This window comes from Streptococcus sp. HF-1907, assembly GCF_015594605.1.
In the GTDB taxonomy this organism is placed as follows: domain Bacteria; phylum Bacillota; class Bacilli; order Lactobacillales; family Streptococcaceae; genus Streptococcus.
Genome location: NZ_JADNQT010000002.1, coordinates 135,562 through 149,026, shown reverse-complemented (window position 1 = coordinate 149,026; position 13,465 = coordinate 135,562). Strand labels below are relative to the sequence as shown.

The window sequence follows — 13,465 nt, the reverse complement described above, 5'->3', positions numbered from 1 at the left end:
TTTTTGATAGATTATGCTTGACAATGATAGAAAATGGGCTATAATAGATTGCGTAAACGTTTGCAGAAAAGGAGGTAGCCATGCTAAAATCAGAGCGAAAACAAGTGATTATGTCAAAACTTGACGAAAGTCAATTTGTTACTTTGGACAGTTTGGTGACTGAGCTAGAGATTTCTGAATCAACGGTTAGACGAGATTTGGATGAGCTAGAAGAAGAAGGAAAACTTCGCCGTGTTCATGGTGGGGCAGAACTAACTCACTCTTTGCAGGAGGAATTGAGCAATCAAGAAAAAGCTATCAAAAACATTCAAGAAAAGTCAGCGATAGCACAAGTTGCTGCCGACTTGATTGGGTCAAATGAAGTTATTTTCATTGATGCGGGGACAACGACAGAATTATTGCTGGAGCATCTGAATCAGAGTAATTTGACTGTTGTGACTAATTCTATTCACCATGCTACCAAGTTGGTTGATCGTAATATTAAGACGATTGTTATCGGTGGTTTTGTTAAGCACTCGACGGATGCAAGTATCGGTCAGATTGCTTTAAATCAGATTAAGCAGATGACAGTTGATAAGGCTTTTATCGGGATGAATGGAATTGATGAAGCTTATTTGACCACTCCAGATTTGGAGGAGGCGGCCATCAAAAAAGCTATCATTGATAACAGCAGGCAGACGATTGTCTTGGCAGATTCTTCCAAAATCGGTCAGGTTGCATTTGCAAAGGTGGTGCCAATTGAAAGGGCTACCTTAGTGACCACTCGATCTAGCGCCAGCCTATTGCAAAAAATAAAAAGAAAAACGAAGGTGATTGAGGTATGATTTATACGGTAACGCTGAATCCATCCATCGACTTCATCGTTCGCTTGGACCATTTGGCACTTGGTAGTGTCAATCGTATGGATAGCGACGATAAGTTTGCTGGTGGTAAAGGGATTAATGTTAGTCGTGTGCTAAAACGTCTTGACATTGATAACACAGCAACTGGTTTTATTGGTGGCTTTACAGGACGTTTTGTGGAAGAGGGGCTTGTTGAGGAAGGTATTACTACCAACTTTGTGTCAGTTAACGAAGATACACGTATCAACGTTAAAATCAAGGCTGGTGAAGAAACTGAAATTAATGGTGCAGGTCCAACGATTACAGATGAACAGTTGGCTGAACTTGAGACTATTCTCGCTAGCTTGACAGCAGATGATACTGTTGTTTTCGCAGGGTCTGCTCCGGCTAATCTTGGAAACAAGGTTTACAATACGTTGATTCCTTTGGCAAAAAAAGCTGGCGCTGAAGTCATTTGCGACTTTGAAGGTCAAACCCTCCTAGACAGCTTGGACCATCAACCACTTTTGGTTAAACCAAATAATCATGAGTTGGCAGCTATCTTCGGTGTTGAGTTGAATGGACTAGCTGATATTGAAAAATATGCGCGTGAGATTCTTGCTAAAGGTGCTAAAAACGTTATCATCTCAATGGCTGGTGACGGTGCTTTACTTGTCACTCCAGAAGCTGCATACTTTGCTAAACCAATCAAAGGAACTGTTAAAAATTCTGTGGGCGCAGGCGATTCAATGGTAGCCGGTTTCACTGGTGAATACGTGAAATCTGGTGACCCAGTTGAAGCTCTCAAATGGGGAGTGGCATGTGGCACAGCTACAACCTTCTCTGATGACTTGGCGACAGCTGATTTTATTAAAGAAACTTATAAAAAAGTAGAGGTAGAAAAACTATGAAAATTCAGGACTTGCTTAAAAAAGAAGTCATGATTATGGATTTGAAGGCAACTTCTAAAGAAGCTGCTATCGATGAAATGATCACAAATCTTGTGGACAAGGGGATTGTAACTGATTTCGACACTTTCAAAGCAGGAATCATGAACCGTGAAGCGCAAACATCAACAGGTCTTGGCGAAGGTATCGCGATGCCACACAGCAAAAATGCTGCGGTTAAAGATGCTACTGTATTGTTTGCTAAATCAGCTAACGGTCTTGATTATGAAGCACTTGATGGTCAACCTACCAACTTGTTCTTTATGATTGCTGCGCCAGACGGCGCCAACGATACTCACTTGGCTGCGCTAGCAGAATTGTCTAAATACCTCTTGAAACCAGGTTTTGCTGAACAATTGCGTCAAGCAACATCACCTGACCAAGTGATTGCAGCTTTTGACGCTGTCTCTGATGAAGCAGCTGCAGAAGAAGCTAAGAAACAAGAAGCTGTTAAAGCTGCGGCGTCATCTGACAAACCACTTATCGTTGCTGTAACAGCATGTACAACAGGTATTGCCCACACTTACATGGCAGAAGAAGCTCTCATCAAACAAGGTGAAGAAATGGGTGTCAACGTTCGTGTTGAAACCAACGGAGCTTCTGGTGTCGGTAATCGCTTGACTGCTGAAGAAATCTCAAAAGCAGTTGGTGTTATCGTTGCCGCTGACAAGGCTGTTGAAACAGACCGTTTTGATGGTAAAAAATTGATTTCTAAACCAGTTGCAGCTGGTATTCGTCAACCAAAAGAATTGATTCAAAATATTCTTGATGGTAAGGCTGAAGTCTTCCACGCAGCTAACGCTGGTAATGCAGCTACTACCTCATCTGAAAAATCAGGTCTTGGTGCTGCCTTCTACAAACACTTGATGAGCGGTGTTTCTCAAATGCTTCCATTCGTTATCGGTGGCGGTATTATGATTGCCCTTGCCTTCTTGATTGATAATGCTATGGGTGTGCCCAAAGATCAATTGTCTAACCTTGGTACTTACCACGAAATTGCATCACTTTTCAAAAATATCGGTGGTGTTGCCTTTAACTTCATGCTTCCAGTGCTTGCTGGTTACATCGCTTATTCAATCGCTGAAAAACCAGGTTTGGTAGCAGGTTTCGTTGCTGGTTCTATCGCATCAAGTGGTCTTGCTTGGGGTAAAGTTCCATTTGCAGCTGGTGGTAAAGCATCTCTTGCCCTTGCTGGTATCCCTTCAGGTTTCCTTGGAGCTCTTGTAGGTGGTTTCCTTGCTGGTGGTGTGATTCTTGTGATTAAGAAAGTCCTTAATGGTCTTCCTCGTTCACTTGAAGGTATCAAATCTATCCTTCTTTACCCATTACTTGGTGTATTGGTGACAGGATTTTTGATGCTCTTTGTCAACATTCCAATGGCTGCTATCAATACTGGTTTAAATAACTTCCTTGAAGGATTGTCAGGTAGCTCTGCTGTTCTTATGGGACTTATCCTCGGTGGTATGATGGCTATCGATATGGGTGGACCTTTCAACAAAGCAGCTTATGTTTTTGGTACAGGTACTCTTGCTGCAACCGTAGCTGATGGTGGTTCAGTTGTTATGGCTGCTGTTATGGCTGGTGGTATGGTTCCACCACTTGCAATCTTCGTTGCAACACTCTTGTTCAAGAATAAATTCTCTGAAGAAGAACGTAACTCAGGTTTGACAAATATTATCATGGGTCTCTCATTCATCACTGAAGGTGCGATTCCATTTGCCGCTGCTGACCCAGCGCGCGCTATTCCAAGCTTCGTGGCAGGTTCTGCTCTTGCAGGTGCTCTCGTTGGTTTGGCGGGCATTAAATTGATGGCTCCTCACGGTGGTATCTTCGTTATCGCCCTTACAAGTAACCCACTTCTATACATCGTTTTCGTTCTTATCGGAGCAATTGTATCAGGTATCTTGTACGGTGCCCTTCGTAAAGCTAAATAAGCTAATAACAGAATTTGAAACCAAGGTCTGCGGACTTTGGCTTTTTTGTCTCTTGCTAATTATGTTATAATAAATGTAAATTTTTAATGACTGATGGAGGTCGCTCATGACTAAAATAGATGTATTTGCCCACGTCTTACTACCCGAATTAAAAAAAACACATGCTCATGTTGGATGAGAAACTTCCTGAGAAGATGCCCTTTATTCAGCATCCGCATTTGACTGACATGGATGAGCGTTGTAAGCATCACATTGCTACTACCAAGCAAGTCATTTCCTACGTCAATACCAACCCTGAGGATTATATGGCAGGGAAAATGGCTGTGCTCTTGGTTCGCAAGGCAAACCAAGAATTGATTGAAGCCGTGCGTGCGCATTCAGACTTATTTGCTGGTGGTGTTGCCATGCTGGCACTGAATAATATTGAAGAGAGCCTAGCTATCCTTGATGATACGATTCTAGCCAATGATGAGAGCTTCGGTGTGCAACTGTTTAGTCGTCATCTTGGCAAGTCTTGGGCTGACTCAGACTTTAAACCAATCTTTGAAGCTTGTGCTGAGAAAAATATTCCCATCTGGTTGCATCCAGTCTTTGATGACCGTAAGCCTGATAACAATATTATTTTCTCTTGGGAGTATGAGCAGACGCAAGCTATATTGGACTTAGTGCAGGCTGGTTATTTTCAAGAAATGCCCAATTTGAAAATTATTGTTCATCATGCAGGAGCTATGGTTCCTTATTTTGTAGGGCGGATTGAGCATATTCTTCCTACGCATTTAGCAGCTGACTTTAAGAAGTTTTATGTTGATACAGCGCTTCTTGGAAACAGTAAAGCTTTAGAGCTTGCTGTCGATTATTTTGGTGTGGACCATGTCCTCTTCGGAACAGATGCTCCACTCGGGATTGCGCCAGCTGGGGCTACGCAAGAAATTATTGATGCTATTGAAGCCATACCTTTGTCAGAAAAAGACAGCGCAGCGATTTTCCAAAAGAATTTTGAGCAATTAGTGGGAAGAGAGTTTGATTGATGTTAGTGATGCGATTGTTTGAATTGACGGCTTTGCCTGAAAAATTAGAGAAATTCTCAGCGGTGGGAGTGCACAATCTTATGTCTTCCTTGGAGAAAGAAGCGGGAACGTTTTTCATGGCCTCGACTTACGAAGCTGGACAACCAAGCAAAAAAGTTGTTTTTGAGATTTATCAAGACGATGAGGCTTATCAAGTCCACATGGCGTCAGAGCATTTTGGGCAATTTGCAGCTTTTGCCAAGGACAGTTTTTCAGAACGTTTGGTGCATACCTTGGTTCCATAAGTGACGGTTGAAAAGGCAGAGCAAAAGGCGTTCTCAGATGCCAGTGGCTTGCATTTACGCTTGGCGCGAGTACGTGTTGCCCAAGAAAATGCAGCGGCTTTTAAAGCGATTATTGCTGAAGAAATGGCAACATCAGTTGAAGTGGAGGCTGGGGTCTTGGCCTTACTTGCGGGACGAGATAGCGAGGATTTGTCGCAGTGGTATTTCTTTGAAGTCTATGCGGACGAGTCAGCTTACGAGAAGCACTGTCAGTCGCCACATTTTAAGAAATATATTAAACAGTCAGCTGACCTTGTTTTGGAGAAAACCTTACAAGTCTTAACTGGCGAAACTTGGTTTCTACGAAGGAGCAGCTTCAACTCTCCTCCAACTCTATTTAGCCCTCAAAGGTGACTTCAAGGTGTCACGCATTATCGACGACCTATGCCCATCTACTTACTAAGAAAATACCAAGTTAAGAAAAAACAAGCAAAGTCTAGTGGTAAAAAGTCAAGAGAAAGCTGATTAACTTTTAACTGATTTTTGAGAAAACAGAGCGCACTAAAAACACCTAGTGAAAATCGCTTTTTTCACTAGCTCATCCAAGGATTTGTGCAGATAATCACTTATCTTCCATAAACCTCCTTGGTGGCGTATAGAGTTGGCGGTTGCATAGTAGCACATCCACCAGACGCACGAATTTTCTAACGGTTAAGACGATGCTCGTTTGTGTTGATCTTGATACTTCTTCTTGTAAAAGTCTTGATACTCGCTATCATAGCGTCTCACCGAGTTGGCGGCTTCAACTAAGTAATAACAGAGATAGCGATTGCCTCGTTTGACAAGGTCAGTATTTTGAGAATTAGTGTTCCCAGATTGCTTCTGTTTTCCAATTCAAGCCCGTATATTTAGCGACTTGAGGATGGTCTTTAAAGCGTTCAGTCTGTCCGATTTCAGCGATAATCCCTGCAGCGTAAACTTTACCAACGCCAGGTACTGAAGTTAATCTTGATAAGATTGAGCATGCTGTAATTTTTGTGAACTTCTACAACGCAGATAGATAATATGCAATTAGGATTAGCATATCTTATCGAAAACGACTTAATAAAAGTTTTGTCCGTAAAGCTTAAGGCGGGGAATTGGCGAGGACGAGTACTAGAAAAGGCATTGTAGCAAGCTTTTATTTATTGTTAATGATAACGACCAATCCATTGCTGTAAACCCTCACGGCGGTATTTATACAGCTCTTCGCAGTCTCCGAAACAGCAAAGGTCAAGCTACTGACAATGTGTTCAAGGCGCTTGGTTTTGATTACCATTATCTGAAGCAAGGAAATGATCTGGAGACCTTGATTGCACTCTTCCAGGAAGTCAAAGATGCTGACCATCCTGTTCTTTTGCACATTCATACACAAAAAGGTCACGGCATTCCTTTTATGGAAGAAAATCGCGAAGCTTTCCATGCGGGTGGCCCTTACGATGCCCAGACAGGTCAATACTTGGGTAGCAATGCTGGAGCAAGTTACAATTCTGTCGCAGCTGATTTGTTGTTAGAAAAAATGGCTAAAGACCCAACCGTTATCGTTGTAAACGCTGAAACGCCAATGTTCCTCTTCAATCAGGAACAGCGCAAACAAGCTGGTAAACAATTTGTCGATGTTGGTATTGCTGAAGAACAGGCAGCCACCATGTCAACAGGACTTGCCAAAAACGGTGTCAAACCCGTTTGGTCTGTTGCCTCAACCTTTATGCAACGGACTTACGACCAATGGTCTCACGACATTGCGCTTAACAATCAACTTGTGACAGTTCTCGTTCACTCTGCCTCGGTCAATGCCATGAACGATGAAAGTCACCTTGGTTTCTTCGATATTCCATTTCTCAGTCACATTCCAAATGTTGTCTATCTTGCACCGACCAACAAAGAAGAGCTAGCTATGTTGGATTGGGCAATTGAACAAAAAGACCACCCAGTAGCTATTCGCGTTCCTGTTGGTCCATTGAAGGAAACAGGCATCCCAGACACAACAGATTATTCTCAACTCAATAAAAATCAAGTCTTTCAAAAAGGTTCGGAAGTGGTCCTCTTTGGGCTTGGTAATTTCTTCAGTCTTACTGAAGCAGTAGCCAAAGAATTGCAAGAAAAATACAATATCACAGCAACGCTAGTCAATCCAAAATTCATTACTGGTCTTGATACTGAATTGCTCGATTCACTGAAAGCCAACCACAAACTTGTTGTAACCCTTGAAGACGGATTGCTTGAAGGTGGCTATGGTCAAACCATTGCTAGCTATCTTGGTGATTCAAACCTCAAAGTGAAAAACTACGGCATCGACAAAGCTTTCCACGACCGATATGACCACCAAGAACTGATGGCATAAAACGGTTTAACCGTGGATAATATTGTGACTAATATTTTTAAAATTATTTATAAATAAGATTAGATCTAGGTTTCGTGCACAGCACAGCCTAGTTTTTTTATTGAGCCTCAAACTTTTTCGATGCTCCCATTTTTGTTAAAATAGAACCATGAAAACAATTCAAGAACTTTACGCAGATTATCCTAAAATACCCTGCATTTCACCCGGATGTGACTTGGCTGAGACTAACTTTACCAAGCCTGTTCCTAAGCGCAATATGGTGCGGACAGCCGAAGGGCTTTTACCTGGTCACATCATCCTCTTGTGGCGTATCAATTTTGGGACTTTTACGACTGAGACGACTTTTTCAAAGTATTTTGAGTACACCTACGGTGTCAATGGCAGAGCTGCACTTAACGACTTGATTGCAGGTGGTCGTGCTGTGATTGAGAGAGCTTTTGAAATCCCTTGACCATTTGTCAGCGCAGCTTTTAAAGGTGTTCTTGAAAGAAAAGGGTGTCAAAGGTCTATCAAAAATGAAGCGAGCAGATGTTGACGAAGCCCTAGCGCAGCATTTTTCAGAGGAAAAATTAGGAACTTACTTCAGCTTACGAGGTATCAAACTCACAGACAAAGGACGGCTAGCTCTAGCCAATAATCAAGCAGTTATTGACAAACATCCCAAGAAAAAATTGGGCTAGCCAGGTTCTTTAATAATGCTTAAAATTGTGGTATAATAGCCCTAAAATGTCTATCAAGGAGAAATGAAAATGGAAGTCCTACGCGAACAAGAATTCGTCAACCAATATCATTACAACGCTCGTAATCTAGAGTGGGAAAAAGAAAACGGAACGCCGGAAACAAATTTTGAAGTGACTTTCCAATTATCAAATAAGGATACGGTTAATAAAGTAACCAGTATCGTTGCAGTACTTCAATTTATCGTTGTGCGTGACGAGTTTGTGATCAGTGGTGTGGTGTCGCAATTGGTTCACGTTCAAGATCGTCTCATTAACGAACCAAGCGAATTTAGCCAAGAAGAAATCGAAAATTTGGCAGCACCCTTGCTTCAGATTGTCAAACGCTTGACTTTTGAAGTAACAGAAATTGCTTTGGATCGTCCAGGAATTACATTGGAGTTTAATAGTTAATGAAGTTAGCAGTTATTACGGACACCTCGGCAGCTTTATCAGATGAGCTGATTGCTAGGGATGATTTATATATTTTAGATATTCCTATCGCTATCGATGGTCAAACTTATGTGGAAGGTCAAAACCTGACTATTGATGAGTTTTACGATAAAATGGCAGCCTCAGCAGAGCTTCCAAAAACTAGCCAACCGATCTTAGCGGCTTTGGATGATCTCTTGATAAGACTAAAATCAGAAGGTTATAGCCATGTTATTGGTCTGTTCTTGTCGTCAGGTATCTCAGGCTTTTGGTCAAATATTCAATTTTTAGTTGACGAACATCAAGATTTGACCATTGCTTTCCCAGATACAAAAATCACCTCTGCACCCCAAGGAAATCTTGTTCGCAATGCCTTGATATGGTCAGAAGCTGGCATGGATTTTGAAACTATTGTTACAAAACTTCAAGAGCAGATTGATAAAATTACAGCTTTCATCATGGTTGACGATCTTAATCACTTGGTTAAGGGCGGGCGTCTTTCAAATGGCTCTGCCTTGCTTGGCAATCTGCTGAGCATCAAGCCAATTCTTCGTTTTGATGAAGAAGGAAAAATCGTTGTTTACGAGAAAATTCGTACAGAGAAGAAGGCTATCAAGCGTTTGATTACCATTTTGGAAGAAGTGACTTCAGATGGTCGTTATGAGATTGCTGTCATTCATTCGCGCGCTCAGGAAAAAGCAGACCAGTTTTACAATTTACTTGTAGAGTCAGGCTATCCTGAGGAAGATTTGACCATCGTGCCATTTGGTGGTGTCATCGCTACTCACCTGGGAGCAGGAGCGGTTGCCTTTGGCATTACCCCACGAGACTAGTTAGGAATCAAAGGAGTATAGGATGAGTATTAAGGTTATTATTGCAGGATTTAAAGGACGTATGGGCTCAACAGCCCTTGATATGGTAAAGGGTGATAGCGACCTTGAAGTTGCTGCGCTTCTTGATCCATTTGCTACTGAAAAAGATGTGGACGGCGTGCCTGTCTTCAATCAAAAAGAAGATTTGGTTGGCTTTGATGCTGATGTTTGGGTTGATTTCACCATGCCAGCAGTAGCTTATGAAAATACTCGTTTTGCTTTGGAAAATGGCTTCGCTCCTGTGGTTGGAACGACTGGTTTTACAGAAGAACAAATCATAGAATTGATTGCTTTATCTGATGAAAAGAGTTTGGGTGGCTTGATTGCTCCTAACTTCGCCATCGGAGCCATTCTGTTGATGGAATTTGCAGCTAAGGCTTCAAAATACTTCCCGGATTTAGAAATCATCGAATTGCACCATGACAAGAAAAAAGATGCACCGAGTGGTACAGCTATTAAAACCGCTGAATTGATTCGTGAGGTGCGTGAGCATAAGGTTCAGGGCGCAGCAGATGAGAAAGAACTTATTAACGGAGCTCGCGGGGCTGAATTTGACGGTTTCCGCATCCATAGCGTTCGCTTACCGGGATTGGTTGCCCACCAAGAAGTTATCTTTGGAGCACAGGGTGAAGGGTTGACGCTCCGCCATGATTCATACGACCGCGTGTCATTCATGCGTGGTGTCAATCTAGGAATTAAAGAAGTTGTCAAACGAGACCAGCTCGTTTATGGTTTGGAAAAATTACTATGAGATTAAACAATCTGCCTTCTGAATTTCAGAAGGCTTTGCCAATATTAAAGAAGATTAGAGAAGCAGGTTATGAGGCATACTTTGTGGGAGGGAGCGTCCGCGATGTTTTGTTGGGACACCCTATCCACGATGTTGACATTGCCACGTCATCCTATCCAGAAGAAACCAAGCAGATTTTTAACCGCACCATTGATATCGGTATTGAGCATGGTACGGTGCTGGTTTTAGAAAATAATGAAGAGTATGAAATCACGACTTTCCGTACAGAAGACGTTTACGTTGACTACCGTCGTCCTAGCCAAGTGAATTTTGTGCGCTCTCTTGAAGAAGATTTGAAGCGCCGTGATTTTACGGTCAATGCTTTCGCTTTGAATGAAGAAGGGGAAATCGTTGACCTTTTTCATGGCTTGGAGGACCTAGATAATCATCTTCTTCGTGCAGTTGGTGTAGCCGGTGAGCGTTTCAATGAGGATGCTCTGCGCATCATGCGAGGCCTGCGTTTTGCTGCCAGCCTTGATTTTGAGATTGAGGAGGCGACTTTTGAAGCCATGAAGGCGCACGCCCCTCTCTTGGAGAAAATTTCTGTGGAGCGCTCTTTCATTGAATTTGACAAGCTGCTAATGGCCCCTTTTTGGCGCAAGGGGATGGAGGCTTTTATTGCTTCACAAGCCTATAACTATTTGCCTTGTTTGACTGATTCTCAGGAAAAATTGCAGAGCTTGCTAGATGATTTTGCAGCTGACTTTTGTTTCACGAGTTCTGAGCAAGCATGGGCTGCGCTGATACTGACCTTGGAAGAGTCAAATGTTAAATCATTCCTAAAAAAATGGAAAACCTCAACCCATTTTCAAAAGGATGTGGAACATATTGTGACTATCTTCAAGAACCGCCTCACAGCTGAATTGAACAAAGAACAGGTCTATCAATTTGGAAAAAACTTGATTTATAGGGCTGAAGAACTCCGTCAGGCTATGGGAATGTCGGTCGATTTTGAACGCATTGATGTTCTTGATAAGAGCTTGACCATCCATGACAAACATGAAATCGTGGTCAATGGAGGTATGCTCATCAAAGAACTGGGGCTTAAACCAGGTCCACAGATGGGACAAGTCTTGTCACAGGTTGAGCGAGCTATTGTCTATGGAGACTTGGCTAACGAGAAAGAGGCGATTTTTGACTTTGTCAAGGATTGCTTAGAAGATATAGAGAAAGGCTAGTATGAGCGATTTTTTAGTTGAAGGATTAACCAAATCCGTCGGTGACAAAACTGTTTTTCGCGATATTTCATTTATCATCCATGACCTAGATAGAATTGGGATTATTGGGGTCAATGGAACTGGGAAGACAACCTTGCTGGACGTGATTTCTGGTCGTCTTGGGTTTGATGGTGATGTGTCGCCATTTTCAGCAGCCAATGGTTACAAGATTGCCTATTTGACACAGGAACCTGATTTTGATGATAGTAAGTCTATTTTGGACACGGTCTTGTCATCTGACCTCCGAGAAATGGCTTTAATCAAGGAATACGAGCTTATCATGGCTGATTATTCCGATGCCAAGCAAGCCCGTCTGGAGCAGGTCATGGCTGAAATGGATGCTCTGGATGCTTGGACCATTGAGAGTGAAGTCAAGACGGTCTTGTCAAAATTGGGGATTTCAGACTTGCAGCAGACCGTTGGTAATCTATCGGGTGGGCTCCGCCGTCGTGTACAGCTGGCGCAAGTTCTCTTGAACAATGCGGACCTCTTACTATTGGACGAACCGACCAACCACTTGGACATTGACACCATCGCTTGGCTGACCAATTTCCTGAAAAATAGTAAAAAGACTGTTCTCTTCATCACCCACGACCGTTATTTCTTGGATAATATTGCAACGCGCATCTTTGAATTGGACAATGCTAAGCTTGTTGAGTACCAAGGGAATTATCAAGATTATGTTCGTCTGCGTGCCGAGCAGGATGAGCGCGATGCGGCAACGCTTCATAAGAAAAAGCAACTCTACAAACAAGAGTTGGCTTGGATGCGGACACAACCACAAGCGCGTGCTACCAAACAACAAGCTCGTATCAATCGTTTCCAAGATTTGAAATCAGACTTGCAAAACACAACAAGTTCTGACAACCTTGAAATGACCTTTGAAACCAGCCGTATCGGTAAGAAAGTCATCAATTTTGAAAACGTGGACTTTGCTTATCCTAACAAGCAGATTTTGACTGATTTCAATCTACTCATCCAGAACAAGGACCGCATCGGGATTGTTGGTGACAACGGTGTTGGGAAGTCAACTCTCCTTAACTTGATTGTTGGGGACTTGGAACCCACGGCTGGGAAGGTTGATGTCGGAGAAACCGTTCGTGTCGGTTATTTTTCACAACAACTCAAGGACATGGACGAGTCCAAACGCGTCATCAACTACCTTCAAGAAGTGGCTGATGAGGTCAAAACTAGTGTCGGCACAACCAGCGTCACTGACCTTTTGGAGCAATTTCTCTTCCCACGTTCAACCCACGGGACGCTTATTTCAAAATTGTCTGGTGGTGAGAAGAAGCGCCTTTATCTCTTGAAGATTCTGATTAAAAAGCCTAATGTACTGCTCCTTGACGAGCCGACCAATGACTTGGATATTACGACTTTGACAGTTCTTGAGAATTTCTTGCAGGGATTTGGTGGGCCGGTTATCACGGTTAGCCACGACCGCTATTTCTTGGACAAGGTAGCCAACAAAATCCTGGCTTTTGAGAATGGCGGGGTGCGAGAGTTCTTTGGCAACTACACGGATTACCTGGATGAGAAGGCCTTTTTGGAAAATAGCTCTGCTATGACCGCGAAAGCGGAAGCGCCAAAGGCTACTAAAGAAAAAACCGAGAAAAAGCGCATGTCCTACTTTGAAAAACAGGAGTGGGCGACCATCGAGGATGACATTGCTGCGCTGGAGGAAGCTATCTCGACCATTGAGGCAGACATGGCAGCCAATGCCAGCGACTACGGTCAGCTAGCCGCTTTGCAGCAAGACCTAGATACCAAAAACGAGGACTTACTTGAAAAATACAAGCGTTATGAGTATTTGAGTGAGCTGGAGAGTTAATAAAAATAGGCGGAAACAAGTCCCTTTAATCAAGAGTGTCAGCTGAAAGGCTGGCGTTTTTAGGGTTAGGAGACAAGAGGAAATCAATAGAAAACTGTCGGTCGCCCCCTCGTCTGGGTCCTGCGCCAAAAATCAAAAAGCTGACCGCCCCCCTCTACTGGCCTCTCCGTAAAAAAAGGAACCGCCAACCGCCCCTCAGTCGGTCTCTTCGTAAAAAAGGAACTGCCAATC

Annotated in this window: 10 protein-coding genes and 4 pseudogenes; 13 read left to right on the top strand and 1 reads right to left on the bottom strand. The window is 42.9% G+C overall.

The window, feature by feature from the left end:
* The first annotated feature begins 80 nt into the window (after positions 1-80).
* The 6 genes and pseudogenes from IYQ92_RS02575 to IYQ92_RS10180 all read left to right on the top strand — a co-directional run bounded on the left by IYQ92_RS02575 (position 81) and on the right by IYQ92_RS10180 (position 5,407).
* Complete coding sequence (locus tag IYQ92_RS02575; RefSeq protein WP_195675199.1) at positions 81-824, top strand: DeoR/GlpR family DNA-binding transcription regulator; 744 nt, start codon at positions 81-83, stop codon at positions 822-824.
* The gene (gene pfkB / locus IYQ92_RS02570; protein ID WP_195675198.1) at positions 821-1,732 is read left to right on the top strand and encodes a 1-phosphofructokinase; all 912 of its coding nucleotides are present in this window, start codon (positions 821-823) and stop codon (positions 1,730-1,732) included. Before IYQ92_RS02575 ends, pfkB begins: the two co-directional genes overlap by 4 nt.
* A complete protein-coding gene (locus IYQ92_RS02565; protein WP_195675197.1) occupies positions 1,729-3,702 on the top strand; it encodes a PTS fructose transporter subunit IIABC in 1,974 nt (657 codons plus the stop codon). The genes pfkB and IYQ92_RS02565 overlap by 4 nt, the downstream gene beginning before the upstream one ends.
* 106 nt (positions 3,703-3,808) lie before the next feature.
* Positions 3,809-4,730 (top strand): annotated as a pseudogene (locus tag IYQ92_RS02560) (amidohydrolase family protein).
* A complete protein-coding gene (locus IYQ92_RS10185) occupies positions 4,730-5,014 on the top strand; it encodes a putative quinol monooxygenase (protein ID WP_229311272.1) in 285 nt (94 codons plus the stop codon). Before IYQ92_RS02560 ends, IYQ92_RS10185 begins: the two are co-directional and overlap by 1 nt.
* The gene (locus IYQ92_RS10180; RefSeq protein WP_324253044.1) at positions 5,015-5,407 is read left to right on the top strand and encodes a putative quinol monooxygenase; all 393 of its coding nucleotides are present in this window, start codon (positions 5,015-5,017) and stop codon (positions 5,405-5,407) included.
* A gap of 208 nt (positions 5,408-5,615) precedes the next feature.
* Here IYQ92_RS10180 and IYQ92_RS02550 read toward each other — a convergent pair.
* Positions 5,616-5,999 (bottom strand): annotated as a pseudogene (locus tag IYQ92_RS02550) (transposase); the annotation flags it as partial.
* Positions 6,000-6,173: 174 nt separating this feature from the next.
* On the opposite strand from IYQ92_RS02550, the pseudogene IYQ92_RS02545 reads away from it, so the two are divergent.
* The 7 genes and pseudogenes from IYQ92_RS02545 to IYQ92_RS02515 all read left to right on the top strand — a co-directional run.
* Positions 6,174-7,376 (top strand): annotated as a pseudogene (locus tag IYQ92_RS02545) (transketolase C-terminal domain-containing protein); the annotation flags it as partial.
* A 148-nt stretch (positions 7,377-7,524) separates the two neighbouring features.
* Positions 7,525-8,056, top strand: a pseudogene (locus IYQ92_RS02540) (hypothetical protein).
* A 69-nt stretch (positions 8,057-8,125) separates the two neighbouring features.
* Positions 8,126-8,506, top strand: a complete 381-nt coding sequence (locus tag IYQ92_RS02535) for a DUF1149 family protein (RefSeq protein WP_195675196.1) — start codon at positions 8,126-8,128, stop codon at positions 8,504-8,506.
* The gene (locus IYQ92_RS02530) at positions 8,506-9,357 is read left to right on the top strand and encodes a DegV family protein (RefSeq protein WP_195675195.1); all 852 of its coding nucleotides are present in this window, start codon (positions 8,506-8,508) and stop codon (positions 9,355-9,357) included. Before IYQ92_RS02535 ends, IYQ92_RS02530 begins: the two co-directional genes overlap by 1 nt.
* 22 nt (positions 9,358-9,379) lie before the next feature.
* The gene (dapB, locus tag IYQ92_RS02525) at positions 9,380-10,147 is read left to right on the top strand and encodes a 4-hydroxy-tetrahydrodipicolinate reductase (protein WP_195675194.1); all 768 of its coding nucleotides are present in this window, start codon (positions 9,380-9,382) and stop codon (positions 10,145-10,147) included.
* Positions 10,144-11,364, top strand: coding sequence for a CCA tRNA nucleotidyltransferase (locus tag IYQ92_RS02520; RefSeq protein ID WP_195675193.1), 1,221 nt, complete (start codon positions 10,144-10,146; stop codon positions 11,362-11,364). The genes dapB and IYQ92_RS02520 overlap by 4 nt, the downstream gene beginning before the upstream one ends.
* A gap of 1 nt (position 11,365) precedes the next feature.
* Entirely contained in the window at positions 11,366-13,234 is a 1,869-nt protein-coding gene (locus tag IYQ92_RS02515; protein ID WP_195675192.1) for an ABC-F family ATP-binding cassette domain-containing protein, read from the top strand.
* The last annotated feature ends 231 nt before the right edge of the window (positions 13,235-13,465 follow it).

Coding starts and splice junctions, on each gene's coding strand:
- IYQ92_RS10185 (WP_229311272.1), top strand. CDS start 4,730: ATGTTAGTGATGCGATTGTTTGAATTGACGGCTTTGCCTGAAAAATTA.
- IYQ92_RS02515 (WP_195675192.1), top strand. CDS start 11,366: ATGAGCGATTTTTTAGTTGAAGGATTAACCAAATCCGTCGGTGACAAA.
- IYQ92_RS02530 (WP_195675195.1), top strand. CDS start 8,506: ATGAAGTTAGCAGTTATTACGGACACCTCGGCAGCTTTATCAGATGAG.
- dapB (WP_195675194.1), top strand. CDS start 9,380: ATGAGTATTAAGGTTATTATTGCAGGATTTAAAGGACGTATGGGCTCA.
- IYQ92_RS02520 (WP_195675193.1), top strand. CDS start 10,144: ATGAGATTAAACAATCTGCCTTCTGAATTTCAGAAGGCTTTGCCAATA.
- IYQ92_RS02565 (WP_195675197.1), top strand. CDS start 1,729: ATGAAAATTCAGGACTTGCTTAAAAAAGAAGTCATGATTATGGATTTG.
- IYQ92_RS02575 (WP_195675199.1), top strand. CDS start 81: ATGCTAAAATCAGAGCGAAAACAAGTGATTATGTCAAAACTTGACGAA.
- pfkB (WP_195675198.1), top strand. CDS start 821: ATGATTTATACGGTAACGCTGAATCCATCCATCGACTTCATCGTTCGC.
- IYQ92_RS02535 (WP_195675196.1), top strand. CDS start 8,126: ATGGAAGTCCTACGCGAACAAGAATTCGTCAACCAATATCATTACAAC.